Raw genomic sequence first — 16,687 nt, 5'->3', positions numbered from 1 at the left:
TGAGCCGAAGGGGCTGATCCGCCACCCTGCGGCGGCCTCATGAACGCCCCGCTCTCCCATCCGCCGAAGACCGCCGCGAACGACGGCGCCACCCCCGTCATGGCCCAGTTCCTGGACGCCAAGGCGGGGCATCCGGACGCGCTGCTCTTCTTCCGCATGGGCGACTTCTACGAACTGTTCTTCGAGGATGCGGAGAAGGCGGCCGCGGCGCTGGGCCTAACCCTGACCAAGCGCGGCAAGCACCTGGGCGAGGACATCCCCATGGCGGGCGTGCCGGTCCACGCCATGGAGGGCTATCTCGCCCGCCTGATCCGCCAGGGCTTCAAGGTCGCCGTCTGCGAACAGGTCGAGGATCCGGCCGAGGCCAGGAAGCGTGGCTCCAAGGCGGTGGTGCGGCGCGAGGTCGTGCGCGTGGTCACGCCCGGCACCCTGACCGAGGACTCGCTGCTGGATGCGCGCGGCGCGAACCGGCTGGCGGCGGTGGCGATCGTGCGCGGCGAGGCGGCGGTGGCGGTGGTGGAGCTGTCGTCGGCCGAGGTGGAGACGGTCGCCTGCGCGCCGGAGGACCTGGCCGCGGCCCTGGCGGCGTTCCGGCCGAGCGAGGTGCTGGCGGCGGAGCGGCTGTTCGCGGACACGCACGCCCGGGCGGCGCTGGACGCCTCCGGCGCGGTCGCCCAGGCGATGGCCCAGGCGCTGGCCGAGCCGACGGGCGCGAAGGGGCGGGTCGAGCGGCTCTACGGCGTGCGCGCCTTGGACGGGTTCGGGGCTTTCACTCCTGCGGAGATCGCGGCGCTGGGCCTGGTCGCGGCCTATCTGGAGACCACCCAGGCGGGGCGGCTGCCGCCCCTGAAGGCGCCGCGCCGGCTGGGACAGACCGGCTTCCTGGCCATCGACCCGGCGACGCGGGCGAGCCTGGAGATCGACCGGACCCAGCGGGGCGAGCGGGAGGGGTCGCTGCTGGCGTGCCTCGACCGGACCGTCACGTCGGGCGGCGCGCGGGCGCTGGCGGAGCGGGTGGCCCGGCCGCTGACCGACCCGGACCGGATCAACGCCCGGCTGGACGCGGTCCAGTGGTTCCTGGAGCGGCGCGAGCTGAGGCGCGACGTGCGAGAGCTCCTGCGCGGCTCGGCCGATCTGGCGCGGGCGGCGACCCGGCTCAGCCTGGGGCGTGGCGGGCCGCGCGACCTGGCGGCGGTGCGCGCCAGCCTGACGACGGCCGAGGGCCTGGCCGCGCGGATGCTCGAAGCCGGCGAGCCGCTGGCCGGACCGCCGGCGGAGATCGCCCGCGCGCTGAAGGCCCTCACCCCCACCGCCGACACCGGCGGGCTGCTGGCGGAGTTGAACGAAGGCCTCGTCGAGGGGCCGCCGCATCTGGCGCGAGACGGCGGGTTCGTCCTGCCGGGCTACCGGCCCGAGCTGGACGCCGCGCGGGCGCTCAGGGACGACAGCCGCAAGGTCGTGGCCGAGCTGGAGGCGCGCGCGGTCGCCGAGGCGGGCGTGCCCTTCAAGATCCGGCACAACGCCGTCCTGGGCTACTTTCTGGAGACGACGGCGAAGGCGGCCGAGCCTCTGATGCGGCCAAAGGACGGACTGGGGCCGGACAGCCCCTTCATCCACCGCCAGACGCTCGCCAATCAGGTGCGCTTCACCACCGTGGAGCTGTCGGAGCTGGACGCCAGGATCAGCCAGGCCGGGCATCGCGCTCTGGCGGTCGAGGCCGAGGTGTTCGAGACCTGGCGGCGCCGGGTCGAGGCGCTGGCGGAACCGCTGGGCGCGGTGGCCGAGGCGCTGGCGGCGCTGGACGCCCACGCCGCCCTGGCCGAGTGGGCGGAGGAGGTCGGCGCGGTGCGCCCGACCGTGGACGACACGACCTGTTTCTTCGTCGAGTCGGGTCGCCATCCGGTGGTGGAGGCGGCCGTGAAGGCCGAGGGGCTGCCCTATACCCCCAACCCCTGCCGGCTGGACGGCTCTGGAGAAGGATGCGCGCGGCTGGCGATCGTCACGGGCCCGAACATGGCGGGCAAGTCGACCTTCCTGCGCCAGAACGCGCTCCTGGTGATCCTGGCCCAGGCCGGCGCCTTCGTGCCGGCGTCCTCGATGCGGCTGGGGGTGGTGGATCGCCTGTTCAGCCGGGTGGGGGCGGGCGACGACCTGGCGCGGGGCCGTTCCACCTTCATGATGGAGATGGTCGAGACCGCCGCCATCCTGACACAGGCGACGGATCGAAGCTTCGTGGTGCTGGACGAGATCGGGCGCGGCACCGCCACCTATGACGGGCTGGCCATCGCCTGGGCGGTCGCGGAGCACCTGCACGAGACCAGCCGGGCCCGCACCCTGTTCGCCACCCACTATCACGAACTCGCCGATCTGGAGGGGCGGCTGGATCACGTCTGCAACCTGTCGATGCGGGCGCAGGAGTGGAATGGCGAACTGGTCTTCCTGCATGAGGCCAGGCCCGGGGCGGCGGATCGCTCCTACGGCGTGCAGGTGGCGCGGCTCGCCGGCGTGCCGGGCGCGGTCGTCGCCCGGGCCCGCGAGGTGCTGGAGCGGCTGGAAGGCCAGGCGACGGCCAAGGCGCGGCTCGACGACCTGCCCCTGTTCGCTGTGGCGGAACCGCCCTCGCCGCCGCCGCCGAGCTCGGCGCTCGACGACGCGATGCGGGCGATCGAACCCGACGACCTGACCCCGCGCGAGGCGCTGGAGGCGCTCTACAGGTTGAAGGGGCTGGCGGGTCTCCGATGACCCTTTCTCCGGACCTCGCCGAGGCGCCTGACGTCCGCGTCGCCGTCGCCGGGGCCCTGAGGGCCCAATACGACGCCGGACGGGCCCGGGCCTTCCGCAAGCTCGAGGGCGGGGCGGGCGGGGTGGAGGTCGCGCGGCTGCTGTCGCAGGCGGCCGACGAGATGATCGGGACGCTGTGGGCGTTCACCACCGAGGTCCTCTATCCGGCGCCCAATCCGACGGAGGCCGAACGGTTGGCGGTGCTGGCGGTCGGCGGGTACGGGCGCGGCGTGCTCGCCCCCTTCTCGGACCTGGACCTCCTGTTCCTCAGGCCCTGGAAGACGACTGCGCGCACGGAGTCGGTGGTGGAGTTCATGCTCTATGTCCTGTGGGACCTGGGGCTGAAGGTCGGCTCTGCGGTGCGGTCGGTGGACGAGAGCCTGTCGATCGCGCGTCAGGACATGACGGTGCGGACCGCGCTTCTGGAGGCGCGCTGGCTGGTGGGGGACCAGGCGCTGGCCGAGGGATTCCTGACGAAGTTCAGGACCGAGGTCGGTCGCGCCGATCCGCGCGCCTTCATCGCCGCCAAGCTGGAGGAGCGCGACGCCCGTCACCAGAAGGCCGGGGCCGTCCGCTACAAGGTCGAGCCCAACGTCAAGGACGGCAAAGGGGGCCTGAGGGATCTCAACACCCTGTTCTGGATCGCCCGCGCCCTGGCGCCGGAGAGCCCCCTGGGCGAGCGGGTGATGGACGACCTCCTGACGTCGCGGGAGCGACGCAGCTTCGAGTTCGCCTTCGACTTCCTGTGGCGGGTGCGGGCTCACCTCCATCTGTCGGCGGGCCGGGCGGTCGAGACCCTGTCCTTTGACCTCCAGCCCGAAGTCGCGCGGCGGATGGGCTGGCGCGGTCGTGGCGACGAGCCGGCGGTGGAACGCTTCATGCGTCGCTATTTCCAGGTCGCCCGCGACGTCGGCGCCCTGACCCGCGCCATGTCCGCCAAGCTGGAGGCGCGGCATCAGAAGACGGCGCTGAGCCTGTCGCGACTGCTCCCCCGCAAGTCGAGGAAGCTGGGCGTCGAAGGTTTCATCGAGGACGCCGGGCGCCTGTCGGTGACGGGGCCGGAGGTTTTCGCCGACGACCCGGTCAGGCTGATCGAGCTGTTCGTCGCCGCCGACGCGCACGACCTGGACCTCCACCCCGACGCCTACGCGGCCGTGATCCGCGCCCTGCCGACCGTGTCGCCGTCCCTGAGGCGAGATCCGCGCGCGGCGGCGGCCTTCCTGCACGTGCTGGCGCACGGGGAGAATCCGTATCGGGCGCTGACGCTGATGAACGAGACCGGCCTGCTCGGCCGGTTCCTGCCGGAGTGGGGTCGGATCGTCGGCCAGACCCAGTTCAACATGTACCACGCCTACACGGTCGACGAGCACACGCTGCAGGCCATCCGGGTGATCGCCGACATCGCCGCCGGGCGGCTGAGGGACGACCATCCGCTGGCGACCGAGATCGTGCACCGGATCGCCGACCGCGAGGCGCTGTTCCTGGCCATGCTGCTGCACGATGTCGGCAAGGGCGGGGAGCGCGGCCAGCTCGAGGACGGGGCCATCGCCGCGCGACGGGCCTGCGAGCGGCTGGGGGTCGAGGGCCGCCGGATCGAACAGGTGGTCTGGCTGGTGCGGCACCATCTGGCCCTGTCCGACTACGCCCAGAAGCGCGACGTGTCCGACCCGGCGACGGTCAGGGCCTTCGCCGAACTGGTCGGGGATCCGGAGCGCCTGCGGCTGCTGCTGGTCCTGACCGTGGCGGACATCCGGGCGGTGGGGCCGGGGGTGTGGAACAGCTGGAAGGGTCGGCTGATGCGCGACCTCTACGGCCAGGTGGAGGCTCTTTTCCGAGGCGAGGCGCTGGAGCACGCCGATCCGCTGGCGGAGCATCCGGGCCTGCTGGAGGCGGCGCAGGCCGAGGGCGCGGCGGTCGAGGTGCGGGCGCCCGAGGCGCGGGTCAAGGGTCCCGCCGACGCCGACGAAAGCCTCCACGTCACCGAGGTCGCGGTCGCGGCGCGGGACCGCCCCGGACTGTTCGCCGATCTGGCGGAGGCGCTGGCGGCGTCCGGGGCCGACGTGGCGGGCGCGCGGGTGGCGACCACCGACGACGGCTGGGCGCTGGACGTGTTCCAGATCCAGGACGGGACCGGCGCGCCCTACGGACAGGCCGAGGCGCGCCGCCTGCCGGGGCTCGCGGCGGCGCTTCGGACCGCGGCGCTGGGCCGCAGTCAGGTGCGGGCGTTGGAGATCCAGCCGGTCAGCCGCCGCCGGGCCGCCTTCGAGGTCCGTCCGGTGGTGATGATCGACACCGCGACCAGTCCGCGCGCGACGGTGGTGGAGGTGTCCGGCGCCGACCGCCCGGGCCTGCTGGCCGATCTGGCGCGCACCCTGACGGAGCAGGAGGTCTCGATCCGGTCCGCCCACATCGCGGCCTTCGGCGAGCGGGCGGTGGACAGCTTCTATGTCACCGACGCCGAGGGGCGGAAGCTGACGTCGGAGGCCGCGCTCGACCGGCTGCAGACGGCGCTGGAGGCGGTGCTTGAGGAGGGGCCGCCCCTGCCGTCCGGGCCGCCGCTGATCCGGGCGCGGGCCAGCGCTCGGGACGTCTCGGAACTGAAGCGTCGCCGCCGTCGCCGACCGGGCGTATCCAGCGCCGCCGAAGCGGGCTAAGGCGAACCGTCCCTCCCGGAACCGGTCATGAGCCTCGCGCGCAACACCCTGGTCCAGTCGACCCTGATCCTGGGCAGCCGCATCCTGGGGTTCGCCCGCGACCTGTTCCTGGCCGCGCGCTTCGGCCAGGGGCCGATGATGGACGCCTTCACCACCGCCCTGATGCTGCCCAACCTGTTCCGGCGGCTGTTCGCGGAGGGGGCCTTCGCCCAGGCCTTCGTGCCCCTGTATGGCGAGGCCCGCGAGCGGGACGGCGAAGAGGCGGCGGCGCGGCTGGCCTCGGAAGCGGCGGCCTTCATGATCGCCTTCGTGGCCGGCTTCTGCATCGCCATGCAGATCGCCCTGCCCTGGCTGATGCCGCTCCTGCTGTCCGCCTATCGCGACGACCCGGAGGTGTTGAGGCTGGCGGTGATCGCCACCCAGCTGGCCATGCCGTATCTGGCCTGCATGACCCTGGCGTCCCTGTTGTCGGGGGTGCTGAACACGGCGGGACGATTCGCGCTGTCGGCCGGCGTGCCGGTGCTGTTGAACGTCTGCACCCTGATCCCGCTGGCGGCGCCGCTGGTCGGCGTCGAGATGGCCCAGTCGACGCTGCTCTTGGTCACGAGCGCCGCCGTGACGGTCTCGGGCGTGCTGCAGGCGGCGCTCCTGTGGTGGGGGGTGCGGCGGCTGGGCGTGCGGCTCAGGCTGAAGGCGCCGCGTCTGACCCCGGCGGTGAGGCGCACCATCCGGATCGCCATCCCCGGCGCCCTGGCGGGCGGCGCCATGCAGCTGAACAGCCTGGTCAGCCAGGTGCTGTCGGGCTCGGACGAGGGCGCTCGATCGGTGCTCTACAACGCCGACCGGCTCTACCAGCTTCCGTTGGGCCTGGTGGGCGTGGCCATCGGCCTGGCGCTGGTCCCGCGCCTGACCCGCGCCTTCGTCGCCGCCGATCACGCGACGGGGCAGCGGACCATGGACGAGGGCGCGGCGCTGGCCATGGCCTTCACCCTGCCGGCGGCGGCGGCCCTGTTCGTCATTCCGTTCGTGATGATCGACGCGACAGCGACGCGCGGGGCCTTCACCTCGGCGGACGCGGCGCGCACGGCCGAGGTGCTGCGCCAGTTCGCCTGGGGGGTGCCGGCCTTCGTGCTGGCCAAGGTGCTGACCCCGCCCTTTTTCGCCCGCCAGGATACGCGCCGGCCGATGCGCTACGCGGTGGTCTCGGTGATCGCCAACATCGTGCTGGGCGCCGCCCTGTTCTTCGGCTTCAGGTCCATGGGCGAAGACGGGGTGATCGGCCTGGCCATCGCCACCAGCGCCGCGGCGTGGATCAACGTCGGCCTCCTCGCGTCGACGCTGATCCGCGAGGACGCCTGGCGACCGTCGGCGGCCTTCACCGCGCGGCTAATACGGATCGGCCTGGCCGTCGCGGCCATGGCGGCGGTGCTGTTCGCGGCGGGCGTCAACTATGGACGGCTGTCGGAGCTGCTGACCAAGGAGATCGCCGTTCTGCTGATCGTCGGCGCGGGCGGGCTTGTCTATGCGCTCGCGGTCGTGCTTTTCCGGGCCGCCAGCCTGTCCGAGCTGAAGTCGGCCCTTCGCCGCGAGCCGGGCGGGCCACCGACCACCGGACTGGACTGATGACCGACCACGCCTCTCCGCCCGCCTATCAGGGCCCGCGCCGCATCCTGTCCGGCATCCAGGCCTCGGGCGCCCTGCACCTGGGGAACTATCTGGGCGCGCTGAAACGCTTCGTCGCGCTTCAGGACGAAGCGCCGCTTTTCGTCTTCGTGGCCGACCTGCACGCCATCACGGTCTGGCAGGATCCGGCGGTGCTGACGGCCCAGACGCGCGAGATCGCCGCGGCCTACATCGCTTCCGGTCTTGACCCCGACAAGGCGGTGATCTTCCCGCAGTCCGCGGTGCCTCAGCACGCGGAGCTGGCCTGGGTCTTCAACTGCGTCGCCCGCCTCGGCTGGCTGGACCGCATGACCCAGTTCAAGGAGAAGTCGGGGAAGCACAAGGAGCGGGCGTCCGTCGGGCTCTACACCTATCCGGTGCTCCAGGCCGCCGACATCCTGCTCTACAAGGCGACCGAGGTGCCCGTCGGCGAGGACCAGAAGCAGCATCTGGAGCTGACCCGCGACATCGCCGCCAAGTTCAACACCGACTTCGGCCGGCCCGGCTATTTCCCTCTGCCGGAACCGGTGATCCAAGGCCCGGCGACGCGGGTGATGAGCCTGCGCGACGGGGCCGCGAAGATGTCGAAGTCCGACCCGTCGGACCAGTCGCGCATCAATCTGACCGACGACGCCGACGCCATCGTCGCCAAGGTGAGGAAGGCCAAGACCGATCCGGAGCCGCTGCCGGAGACGGTCGAGGGGCTGGACGGCCGGCCCGAGGCGAAGAACCTGGTGGCCATCTACGCCGCCCTGTCGGACAGCACGGCCGCCGAGGTCATCGCCCGTTTCGGCGGCCAGGGCTTCGGCGCCTTCAAGCCGGCGCTGGCCGAACTCGCGGTCGAGGCGCTGGCCCCGGTCACCGCCGAGATGCGCCGCCTGATGGCCGACCCCGCCGAGATCGACCGGGCTTTGGCGAAGGGCGCCGAACAGGCCCGCGCCATCGCCGAGGTCACGGTCGCCGAGGTCAAGGACATCGTCGGCTTCTGGAGGGCGCCTTGAGCCTGCACGTCGCCGAGATCGAATGGTCGCGGGGCGATCAGCCCTTCCTCGATCAGACATACAGTCGCGCCCACGCCTGGCGCTTCGACGGCGGGATGGAGGTGAGGGCTTCGTCCGCTCCCACCAGTGTTCCCGTCCCGATGTCGGACCCGACGGCGATCGACCCGGAAGAGGCGCTCGCCGCGGCGGTGGCCAGCTGCCACATGCTGTTCTTCCTGGCCCTGGCGGCCAAGGCGGGGTTCATCGTCGACCATTACGCCGACCACGCCGAGGCGCTGCTGGAAACCGACGACCGGGGCCGCAAGTCGGTGACCCGGGTGACCCTGAAGCCGCGCATCGACTGGGCGGGCGATCCGCCGGCGCCCGAGGCGCTGCGCCAGCTCCAAGATCAGGCGCACCGGCTCTGCTACATCGCCAACTCGATCCGCGGCGAGGTGTTGGTGGAGGGCTGAGCGGTCACGCCGCCAGGCCGGCCGCCTGCATCAGGGGCTTCAGCGTCGGAAGGACGGTCGGCTCGGCCGTGATCTCGGCGCGCGTCTCCGGAGCCCTGAACAGCCGCATCGCCTCCGCCTTGGCGCGGTCGGCGGCCGGGCCGGAGGGGGCGGTCTCGCCGGCCGCCAGCTTCAGCAGCGCCGACAGCTTCTGATGCGCCGGCGCGGGCGAGCGGCCCAGCTGGGCGACCAGCCGGCCCTCCGCCTCGACCACCCCGCCCACGGCGCCGATCGCTTCGAGGATCTGCTGTTCGTCACGCTCGCCCAGCGCGGCGGCCCGCACCCCCTTCTGCAGGCGCGCCAGCACCGTCAACCGTTGCGCGGCCACGGGCGGCGTCGCGCCGGCGCGCATCTCGCTCTCGAACTTCAGGGACGTGACGCAAGCGGCGAGCCAGCGTGCGGCCGACCGCTTGTTGGCGCCGCCGGTGACGTTCTCGCAGAGCCGGGTCAGATGTTCGGCCTCGCAGATGGCCGTGTCGCAGATGGACACATAGGCGCCGACGAAGTCGGCGGTGACCAGGGCCTTGGACCGTTCGGTGAAGGCGTGCTGGATCTCGTCCAGCGAGAGGAGCCGCCCCGCCGTGGCCGTCAGACCCATCGCGAGCGCTCGCAGGATGTCGATCTCGCCTCGGGCGTTGGAGGGGCGCAGGCGGCGCGGCCCGGTCAGCTCGCGCACGACCATCCGCACGAGGGCGGCGGCCAGCAGCGGATACTCGCCCGCCGCCAGACGGGCGGCGAGCCGGGCGGTCGGCCCGTCGGTCGGCGGCATCATCGCGGCCATGCGGGGATCGGCCCGGGTCAGCATCTCGACCTCGCGCGGCGCGACAAGCCGGACCGCCGCGGCAAGGCTGGCCCCCAGGTCGAGGTCGGCGCCCAGGATCGCGGCGAGCACGGCCCGCGAGCCCAGCATCTCGGAGAGAATCTGTTCGATCGGCACCATCACCAGGGCGCGCGCGGGCCCCGCCTCCGGAGCCCGGTCGGCGAGATCCATCAGCCGGTCGAGCCGCTCGGACGGCTTGCGCAGCCCCTTCAGCGCGTCGCAGACCACGCCGCCCATCAGAAAGGCGCGGTCCGGTCCGCCGGCGAGCTTGCCGGCCACATCCGCGAGGGACCGGTTGGCCAGGCTCGGAAACTGTTGCCTCCGGCCCGCCTGGATGACCCGCTCCACCGCTTGATCGCTGAGCTTCTGGTAGAAGCGGACGAGCTCGTGCACCGGCTGCCCGGTGGCCTGGCTCTCCGGCACGGCGACCTTCTGAATCGCATGCTGGAGCTCCACGCCGGAGGCTTCGAGCAGTTCCGCGAGGTCCGGGCGGTGCAGCAGTTCGAACGCCGTCGCCCCCTGCCGCGCCAGCCAGTCCTCCAGCACCCGGCCGATCAGCTCGCGCGCGTGAGGCGTATAGAGGTCCCCCGGACCGGTGCAGGGCGGCGCCAGATCGGCGTCGCGGGACGCCTTTGGCTTCGGCGGCTCGGGCGCGCCGCGCGTCAGGATGGTGACGCTGTCGAAGGCCATGGTGTCCGGATCGAGCGTCTCCTTGGTCACGCGAACCGCCACCGCCCGCTTGTCGGTCAGCATGTCCTCGGCGGTCTCGATCGCCTGTTTGCGGTCCTCGCACGCCTGCAGCAGCGTCCAGGGGGCGGGCGCCGTCCTGCGGAAATAGATCTCGTAATGGATCGGACCGGCCATGAACGCGCTTTCCCTTGCACTGCGCGTGTAACCCTAACGGCGAGCCCGTAAGGGCCGGTTTGCGCCGGACGGCGTGGCGAAACGGCCTCGGCCGCCCTAATCTCAACAGGATCGGCGGCGAACGGTTACGCTTGCCGCGCGTTCGAATGGGGACGGGTGGCGCGGTTCGCGCCGCAACGAGGAGACTTCGCCTTGGCCAACATCACCCTGGTCGACGACGACGAGAACATCGTGGCCTCTGTGTCCTTGGCTTTGGAAAGCCACGGCCATACGGTCACCGCCTACCACGACGGGGCCTCTGGCCTGGAGGCGCTGGAGGCCAGCCCGCCGGATCTGGCGATCCTGGACGTGAAGATGCCGCGCATGGACGGCATGGAGGTCTTGCGCCGCCTGCGCCAGTCGTCGGCCGTGCCCGTCGTGATGCTGACGTCCAAGGACGAGGAGATCGACGAGATCCTCGGCTTCAACCTCGGCGCGGACGACTATATCCACAAACCCTTCAGCCAGCGGCTGCTGATCGAGCGGGTCAAGGCGATCCTGCGGCGGTCCGGCCAGTCGGGCGAGGAGATCGAGCCGGCCGGCGACGGCAAGGCCATCCGTCGCGGCAAGCTGGTGATGGACCCGGCGCGCCACGAGTCCACCTGGGACGGCAAGCCGGTGAAGCTGACGGTGACGGAGTTCCTGCTGCTCCAGGCGCTGGCCCAGCGGCCCGGCTTCGTGAAGAGCCGCGACAACCTGATGGACGCCGCCTACGACGATCAGGTCTACGTCGACGACCGCACCATCGACAGCCACGTCAAGCGGATGCGAAAGAAGTTCCGCATGGTCGACCCCGAGTTCGACGCGATCGAGACCCTGTATGGCGTCGGCTACCGATACCGCGAGAGCTGATTCCGAGGGGTCGCTTCGGGGAGAGGGCGACGGCGGCGATCGCCCCCGCCGCCGCTTCAACTTGGTCGGGTCACGCCTCGGCGGGCTGATTCTCGCGCTCAATCTGCTCAGCCTGCTGATCCTGCTCGTCGGAGCGCTGGCTCTGAACGAATGGCGGCGCAACCTGATCGACGCGCGCCTGGATTCGCTCACCGCCCAGGCGGAGCTTCTGGCCAACCTCCTGGGGGAGACCGGCGCCACGAGAGGCGAACCCTATCCGGCGCTCAATCCCGTGGACGCGGGTCTTCTGCTGCGGGACAACTTCATCCCGGTCGGCCAGCGGGCCCGGCTGTTCGATGAACAGGGCCTGCTCGTCACCGACAGCTATGCGGTGTCCGAGATCATCCCCGGAGAACCGCTGCCGCCCGCGCGACCCGCCGGCGAGCCCGTGACCCCGCCCGACCTGGAGGCGAGCGCCCGCGAGCTGGAAGAGGCCCAACGGCAGCTGAACGCCGAGGTCGAGGCCGCGCTGGGTGGACGGGGACAGGCCGGGTTGCGGCGCTCTGAGACCGGCGATCGGGTGGTCTCCGTGTCCTTGCCGATCCGCCATGTCGAGCAGGTTCTGGGCGTGCTGACGCTCGAGGCGGGCGACGTCGATGAGACCGTGGCGGCCCAGCGCCGCGCGCTGATGCCCTTCGCGGTCGTGGCCATCCTGGTCTCACTGCTGTCCTCGGCGCTGCTGCACCTGTTCGTGGCGCGACCGGTCATGCGGCTGTCCGCGGCGGCGGATGCGGTGCGCCTGCAGCGGGCGCGCGCCATCTCCTTGCCGGACCTGGAGGCGAGGAAGGACGAGGTGGGCGACCTCGCGCGGGCTCTGGAGACCATGACCCGCACCCTGTCGGACCGCATGGACGCCATCGAACGCTTCGCCGCCGACGTGGCGCACGAGATCAAGAACCCGTTGACCTCGATCCGGTCGGCGCTGGAGACCCTGCCGCTGGTCAAGGCGGACGCCCAGCGCGAGAAGCTGACCGGACTGCTCCAGGCGGACGTGCGCCGGCTGGACCGGCTGATCACCGACATCTCGAACGCGTCGCGGCTGGACGCGGAGCTGTCCCGCGACCGGCCCCGGCCGGTCGATCTGGGGCGGCTCCTGGCGGACATCACCACGGTTTACGAGGCCTCCGCCAAGTCCGGCGAGGCGCCCGTTAGGTTCTCCGCCGAGCTGGTGGACAGCGCCCGCGTCATGGGCCGCGACGGTCCCCTGGGCCAGGTGTTCCGCAACCTGATCGACAACGCCCGCTCTTTCAGCCCGCCGGGCGGGGTGGTCGAGGTGCGGCTGGATCAGGACGAGGTGGATCCGGAACGCCCGCTTCGCGTCCGCGTCATCGATCAGGGCCCGGGCGTGCCGCCGGAGAATCTGGAGACCATCTTCCAGCGCTTCTACACCTCCCGGCCGAAGGGCGCGGCCTTCGGCGCCAATTCGGGCCTGGGTCTATCCATCGCCCGGCAGATCGTCGAGGCCCACGGCGGCCGCATCCACGCCGAGAACCGGCCCGCGCCCGAGGCCGGCGCGGTCTTCACCGTACGGCTGCCGACGACGCCGTCCGCCGCGCCGCGCCGGTCGCGGTGAGCGCCTCAGAACTGATCCACGGCTGCGTCCTGGGCTCCCGCTTCGCCGAGGGCTGGCGCGGCGTGCTCATCGAGGGGCCTTCCGGCGCGGGCAAGAGCCGCCTCAGCCTCGCGCTGACGGCGGCCGGCTGGCGGCTGGTCGCGGACGACTACGCGCGGGTCTGGGCGTCCGGCGGCGCTGTCTACGCGACGGCGCCGGACACGATCGCGGGCCGAATGGAGGTGCGTGCGCTGGGAATCGTCCCGATCCGCCATCTGCGAACGGTCCGGCTCTCGCTCGCCGTGGTCCACGACGACGCGCCCGAGCGGCTTCCCGAGCCCGCCACGCGCGGCCTGTGCGGACTGGTGCTGCCGCGGCTGCGGCTCGATCTCCGCGAACCGCAGGCCGCCCAGGTGATCGCGCTCGCGGCGAGACGGCTTTCGCAGCGCGGCGTCTTGGCCTAAGACACGCCGCCTGTGCGCGCTCTCGACGGCGCGAAGCCAGCGAAGGCGGCATGAGCGGAATGCAAGTCGACGGTCGGGGCGGCCAGATGTTCGGGGCGGCATGATCGGGCTGGTCATCGTCACCCACGGGGGCCTGGCGTCGGAATTCCTGTCGGCCATGGAGCACGTGGTGGGGCCCCAGCGCGGGGTCGCGGCCATCTGCATCGGGCCGGACGACGACATGGATCGCCGCCGCCGGGACATCATCGACGCGGCCCAGGCCGTGGACGACGGCGAGGGAGTCATCCTCTTGACCGACATGTTCGGCGGCACTCCGTCCAACCTGGCGATCTCGGTGATGGAGCAGACGCGGGCCGAGGTGATCGCGGGCCTGAACCTGCCCATGCTGATCAAGCTGGCCAGCGTGCGCGGCCGGGAGCCGCTGGAGGCCTGCGTGGCCCACGCCCAGGACGCCGGCCGCAAGTACATCTCGGTCGCCAGCTGGGTGCTCGCCGGAGAGAAATGAGCGTGTCGGCCAGGGCGATCGTCAACATCTGCAATGCGCGGGGCCTGCACGCTCGCGCCTCGGCCAAGTTCGTGAAGCTGGCCTCGGCCTTTGAGAGCGAGGTCAGGGTCACCCGCGACGGCGCGACGGTCGACGCACGCTCGATCATGGGCCTGCTGATGCTGGGAGCCGGCATCGGCTGCGACATCGAGATCGCCGCCGAGGGCCCGGACGCGGACGAGGCCGTCGAGGCGTTGAAGTCGCTGGTCGAACGCCGCTTCGACGAGGGTGAGTGAAGCCGCGAGCCGAGCGGTAGCGGCCTCACTCCGCTCAAGCAGCGAGGCTCCGCGAGCCGAGCGGTAGCGGCCTCACTCCGCTCAAGCAGCGAGGCTCCGCGAGCCGAGCGGTAGCGGCCTCAAGAATGTATCGCGTCGACGTCGGTCAGGTGCTTCAGCGTCGTGATCGCGCCGAGCGGATTGTCCTCGGCGAGCTCCAGGATCTCGGCCATCAGCGGCGCGGCGTCGGGACTGACGCGGGGGACCGCCATGGCCCAGTCCGGGAACACCCGGCTCTCCAGCGGCCGCCGCAGAACGACGGAGATGTCCGAGTGCCGGGGATCGGCCTGAACGCGGCGCATCAGACGATCGATCGCGTCGCTGCGGCCCTCCACGACCTGGAAGAACCGGCCGTCGCTATAGGCCAGGGCCCCGGTGATCTGGTCGCGCCAGTTGTTCCGCTGCGACGCCGCCAGAAGTTCGGCGACCGCCTGCAGGGACTCCATCTCCACTTCGGACCGGCTGATGTAGGCGAGTTGTTCCAAGGCGGGCATGCGAGACTCCCTACGCGATCGCCGCGACGCAACGCCGCAGCGCGAGGCTATCAACCACGCGCCGTCCTGGCGAGACGTGTGTTCGGAAATCGCCTGGTGGAGCCGAGGGGATTGCATTGGGGTCGGTTTCGTCGGTCATGGCAAGTGCTGCGAGTCGGTTGATCGAGCCGCAGNCTACAGTCAGTTCATCGTCCCGAGACTGTGGCGCCGTCTCGTCACACATACCGTCCAAACGGCCCCTTCAACCGTCTCCCCGGTCACCTGATGCTCGGCGTCGGCAATCGTCTGGCCTGATCGTCAGAGGATCGACCTACTACCTTCGCCTTCGTGTCCCGAGATCGTTGGCAGGGATCGTCGGCTCACTCCAATGTGTCGGCCAGAATGCTCGCTGCCGGTGATCGACCTTCAGCCTTCCGTTCGCTGTAGCGGTCAACGAGGTAGTCTGCCCGCCCTCGGGTGAGGAGGGTGAACTTGAACAACTCCTCCATCACATCGACAAGCCGCTCGTAATACGGCGACGCCAGCATCCGGCCCTGCTCGTCGAACTCATTGAACGCCTTGGCTACCGAGGACTGGTTGGGGATGGTCAGCATCCGCATCCATCGACCCAGCACGCGAAGCTGGTTCACGGTGTTGAACGACTGCGAGCCAGCGTTGACCTGCATGACCGCGAGCGTGCGTCCCTGCGTCGGCCGAACGCCGCCGCTCTCCAGCGGGAGCCAGTCGATCTGCGACTTGAAGATGCCGGTCATGGCGCCGTGGCGTTCGGGGCTGCACCAGACATGACCCTCCGACCAGATCGACGCCTCACGCAGTTCCTGAACCTTGGGATGGCTTGGATCGGCGTCGTCTGGCTGGGGCAGGCCGCGCGGGTCGAAGATGCGCGTCTCGGCTCCGAAGCTCCGCAAGAGACGATCCGCCTCCTCGACAAGCAAGCGGCTGAAGGAGCGTTCGCGCAACGATCCGTAGAGCAGCAGGAAGCGCGGAGGATGGTCGAACGAGATCGGCTCCAGCCGATCCAGCGTCGGGTAGTCGATGAACTCGGGCACAAGGGCGGGGAAATCGGTCATGGCTTTCCCATGCCATACATTTCGTATATTCGTGAAGTATGGAATCGGAATCAGCCGTCGATGCGTTGTCCGCTCTTGCCCATGAAGGGCGACTGGCGATCTTTCGTGCGCTCGTTCGCGCCGGGCCTGATGGTCTGGCGGCGGGCAAGTTGGGCGAGGAGGTCGGGATCGCGGGCAGCACCCTGTCCAACAATCTCACCGTCCTGACGCGGGCCGGTCTTGCGGCCTCTGCGCGCGACGGTCGGTCGATCATCTACACCGCCGACTATGGTCGGATGACCGATCTGCTCGCCTTTCTTCTGGAGGATTGCTGCGACGGGTCGCCGAGTGTCTGCGCCCCGCTGGGCGACGTGATCGCCAAGGCCATGTGTTGCCCGCCGCAGGTGGGCGCATGACGCTCGCAGTTCTGACCCCAGCCGATCCTGCATGGTCTGCCTTCCTATCGGCCCTGATGGATGCCGGTCTGCCCGTCGATGACCTGACGGATGCAGGTCAGTTATTCTTCGTCAGCGAGGCTGGCGCCTACGGCGGATTCGCCCTGCTCGGATCGCATGCTCTGCTGCGCTCCATCGTGACCCCGCCGTCCCTTCGCGGCACGGGCGAAGGCCGTCGCATGGTCGAGGCTCTATGCCGAGAGGCGGCTGAACAGGGCGCCTCGACGGTGTGGCTGCTGACTACGGGGGCCGCCGACTTCTTCGCGTCGTGCGGCTTCGACCGGACTTCCAGAGACGACGCTCCCAACGCCATTCGGACCACGAAGCAGTTCTCCGACATCTGCCCCGGCAGCGCGTCGCTCATGCGCCGCGTCTTGGCCGCCTGATGGCGGTCTTCGAACGCTACCTCTCCCTCTGGGTGCTGCTGTGCATCGGGGTCGGCGTCGCACTCGGTGCGCAGGCGCCTGACGCCTTCGCCGCGCTGGGGTCGATGGAAGTCGCGTCGATAAACCTGCCGGTCGCCGGGCTGGTCTGGCTGATGATCATCCCGATGTTGCTCGCCAATGGCCTCGGGACACGAAGGCGAAGGTAGTAGGTCGATCCTCTGACGATCAGGCCAGACGATTGCCGACGCCGAGCATCAGGTGACCG

At 70.8% G+C, this 16,687-nt stretch carries 16 protein-coding genes; 13 read left to right on the top strand and 3 right to left on the bottom strand.

Annotated features, from left to right (window positions below; all coding sequences use genetic code 11):
- The first annotated feature begins 39 nt into the window (after positions 1-39).
- From mutS to ACFFGE_RS07195, 5 genes are read left to right on the top strand one after another with little or no spacing between them, the layout of a single operon-like run.
- Complete coding sequence (gene mutS / locus ACFFGE_RS07215; RefSeq protein WP_376835617.1) at positions 40-2,742, top strand: DNA mismatch repair protein MutS; 2,703 nt, start codon at positions 40-42, stop codon at positions 2,740-2,742.
- Complete coding sequence (glnD, locus tag ACFFGE_RS07210; RefSeq protein WP_376835616.1) at positions 2,739-5,435, top strand: [protein-PII] uridylyltransferase; 2,697 nt, start codon at positions 2,739-2,741, stop codon at positions 5,433-5,435. Before mutS ends, glnD begins: the two co-directional genes overlap by 4 nt.
- 27 nt (positions 5,436-5,462) lie before the next feature.
- The gene (gene murJ / locus ACFFGE_RS07205) at positions 5,463-7,058 is read left to right on the top strand and encodes a murein biosynthesis integral membrane protein MurJ (protein ID WP_376835614.1); all 1,596 of its coding nucleotides are present in this window, start codon (positions 5,463-5,465) and stop codon (positions 7,056-7,058) included.
- Positions 7,058-8,098 (top strand): tryptophan--tRNA ligase, encoded by a 1,041-nt coding sequence (gene trpS, locus ACFFGE_RS07200; protein ID WP_376835613.1) that lies wholly within the window; start codon positions 7,058-7,060, stop codon positions 8,096-8,098. The genes murJ and trpS overlap by 1 nt, the downstream gene beginning before the upstream one ends.
- Positions 8,095-8,550 carry an OsmC family protein gene (locus ACFFGE_RS07195; RefSeq protein ID WP_376835611.1) on the top strand — a complete coding sequence of 152 codons (456 nt, stop codon included), beginning with the start codon at positions 8,095-8,097 and terminating at the stop codon, positions 8,548-8,550. Before trpS ends, ACFFGE_RS07195 begins: the two co-directional genes overlap by 4 nt.
- A gap of 4 nt (positions 8,551-8,554) precedes the next feature.
- On the opposite strand, the gene ACFFGE_RS07190 is transcribed toward ACFFGE_RS07195, so the two are convergent.
- The gene (locus ACFFGE_RS07190; protein WP_376835610.1) at positions 8,555-10,273 is read right to left on the bottom strand and encodes a hypothetical protein; all 1,719 of its coding nucleotides are present in this window, start codon (positions 10,271-10,273) and stop codon (positions 8,555-8,557) included.
- Between the two features lie 192 nt (positions 10,274-10,465).
- On the opposite strand from ACFFGE_RS07190, the gene chvI reads away from it, so the two are divergent.
- From chvI to ACFFGE_RS07165, 5 genes are all read left to right on the top strand, one after another.
- The gene (chvI, locus tag ACFFGE_RS07185) at positions 10,466-11,164 is read left to right on the top strand and encodes a two-component response regulator ChvI (protein ID WP_376835609.1); all 699 of its coding nucleotides are present in this window, start codon (positions 10,466-10,468) and stop codon (positions 11,162-11,164) included.
- Positions 11,133-12,776 (top strand): two-component sensor histidine kinase ChvG, encoded by a 1,644-nt coding sequence (chvG, locus tag ACFFGE_RS07180; RefSeq protein WP_376835608.1) that lies wholly within the window; start codon positions 11,133-11,135, stop codon positions 12,774-12,776. The genes chvI and chvG overlap by 32 nt, the downstream gene beginning before the upstream one ends.
- Complete coding sequence (locus tag ACFFGE_RS07175) at positions 12,773-13,219, top strand: HPr kinase/phosphorylase (protein WP_376835607.1); 447 nt, start codon at positions 12,773-12,775, stop codon at positions 13,217-13,219. Before chvG ends, ACFFGE_RS07175 begins: the two co-directional genes overlap by 4 nt.
- A gap of 100 nt (positions 13,220-13,319) precedes the next feature.
- A complete protein-coding gene (locus ACFFGE_RS07170) occupies positions 13,320-13,724 on the top strand; it encodes a PTS sugar transporter subunit IIA (protein WP_376835606.1) in 405 nt (134 codons plus the stop codon).
- The gene (locus ACFFGE_RS07165; protein ID WP_376835605.1) at positions 13,721-13,999 is read left to right on the top strand and encodes an HPr family phosphocarrier protein; all 279 of its coding nucleotides are present in this window, start codon (positions 13,721-13,723) and stop codon (positions 13,997-13,999) included. The genes ACFFGE_RS07170 and ACFFGE_RS07165 overlap by 4 nt, the downstream gene beginning before the upstream one ends.
- Before the next feature lie 119 nt (positions 14,000-14,118).
- On the opposite strand, the gene ACFFGE_RS07160 is transcribed toward ACFFGE_RS07165, so the two are convergent.
- On the bottom strand, positions 14,119-14,532 hold the full coding sequence (locus ACFFGE_RS07160) for a BLUF domain-containing protein (protein WP_376835604.1): 414 nt from the start codon (positions 14,530-14,532) through the stop codon (positions 14,119-14,121).
- A 359-nt stretch (positions 14,533-14,891) separates the two neighbouring features.
- On the bottom strand, positions 14,892-15,602 hold the full coding sequence (gene arsH, locus ACFFGE_RS07155; RefSeq protein WP_376835603.1) for an arsenical resistance protein ArsH: 711 nt from the start codon (positions 15,600-15,602) through the stop codon (positions 14,892-14,894).
- A 38-nt stretch (positions 15,603-15,640) separates the two neighbouring features.
- Here arsH and ACFFGE_RS07150 point away from each other — a divergent pair, with 38 nt between their 5' ends.
- Genes ACFFGE_RS07150 through ACFFGE_RS07140 form a run of 3 tightly spaced genes read left to right on the top strand, consistent with a single transcriptional unit; the run spans position 15,641 to position 16,628 of the window.
- On the top strand, positions 15,641-15,997 hold the full coding sequence (locus ACFFGE_RS07150) for an ArsR/SmtB family transcription factor (RefSeq protein ID WP_376835601.1): 357 nt from the start codon (positions 15,641-15,643) through the stop codon (positions 15,995-15,997).
- Positions 15,994-16,422, top strand: coding sequence for an arsenic resistance N-acetyltransferase ArsN2 (gene arsN2, locus ACFFGE_RS07145; protein ID WP_376835599.1), 429 nt, complete (start codon positions 15,994-15,996; stop codon positions 16,420-16,422). Before ACFFGE_RS07150 ends, arsN2 begins: the two co-directional genes overlap by 4 nt.
- Positions 16,422-16,628: a hypothetical protein gene (locus tag ACFFGE_RS07140; protein ID WP_446680615.1), complete on the top strand. Its 207-nt coding sequence runs from the start codon at positions 16,422-16,424 to the stop codon at positions 16,626-16,628. The genes arsN2 and ACFFGE_RS07140 overlap by 1 nt, the downstream gene beginning before the upstream one ends.
- The last annotated feature ends 59 nt before the right edge of the window (positions 16,629-16,687 follow it).

It is taken from the genome of Brevundimonas balnearis (assembly GCF_042434805.1).
GTDB classification, from domain to species: domain Bacteria; phylum Pseudomonadota; class Alphaproteobacteria; order Caulobacterales; family Caulobacteraceae; genus Brevundimonas; species Brevundimonas balnearis.
The sequence above is the reverse complement of the archived record's forward strand: the minus strand, read 5'-3'. Positions and strand labels throughout refer to the sequence as shown.

What these genes read in the sequence shown, in the direction of transcription:
- mutS (WP_376835617.1), top strand. Translation starts at nt 40, where the DNA reads ATGAACGCCCCGCTCTCCCATCCGCCGAAGACCGCCGCGAACGACGGC.
- glnD (WP_376835616.1), top strand. Translation starts at nt 2,739, where the DNA reads ATGACCCTTTCTCCGGACCTCGCCGAGGCGCCTGACGTCCGCGTCGCC.
- murJ (WP_376835614.1), top strand. Translation starts at nt 5,463, where the DNA reads ATGAGCCTCGCGCGCAACACCCTGGTCCAGTCGACCCTGATCCTGGGC.
- trpS (WP_376835613.1), top strand. Translation starts at nt 7,058, where the DNA reads ATGACCGACCACGCCTCTCCGCCCGCCTATCAGGGCCCGCGCCGCATC.
- ACFFGE_RS07190 (WP_376835610.1), bottom strand. Translation starts at nt 10,273, where the DNA reads ATGGCCGGTCCGATCCATTACGAGATCTATTTCCGCAGGACGGCGCCC.
- chvG (WP_376835608.1), top strand. Translation starts at nt 11,133, where the DNA reads ATGGCGTCGGCTACCGATACCGCGAGAGCTGATTCCGAGGGGTCGCTT.
- ACFFGE_RS07170 (WP_376835606.1), top strand. Translation starts at nt 13,320, where the DNA reads ATGATCGGGCTGGTCATCGTCACCCACGGGGGCCTGGCGTCGGAATTC.
- ACFFGE_RS07165 (WP_376835605.1), top strand. Translation starts at nt 13,721, where the DNA reads ATGAGCGTGTCGGCCAGGGCGATCGTCAACATCTGCAATGCGCGGGGC.
- ACFFGE_RS07160 (WP_376835604.1), bottom strand. Translation starts at nt 14,532, where the DNA reads ATGCCCGCCTTGGAACAACTCGCCTACATCAGCCGGTCCGAAGTGGAG.
- arsH (WP_376835603.1), bottom strand. Translation starts at nt 15,602, where the DNA reads ATGACCGATTTCCCCGCCCTTGTGCCCGAGTTCATCGACTACCCGACG.
- ACFFGE_RS07150 (WP_376835601.1), top strand. Translation starts at nt 15,641, where the DNA reads ATGGAATCGGAATCAGCCGTCGATGCGTTGTCCGCTCTTGCCCATGAA.
- arsN2 (WP_376835599.1), top strand. Translation starts at nt 15,994, where the DNA reads ATGACGCTCGCAGTTCTGACCCCAGCCGATCCTGCATGGTCTGCCTTC.
- ACFFGE_RS07140 (WP_446680615.1), top strand. Translation starts at nt 16,422, where the DNA reads ATGGCGGTCTTCGAACGCTACCTCTCCCTCTGGGTGCTGCTGTGCATC.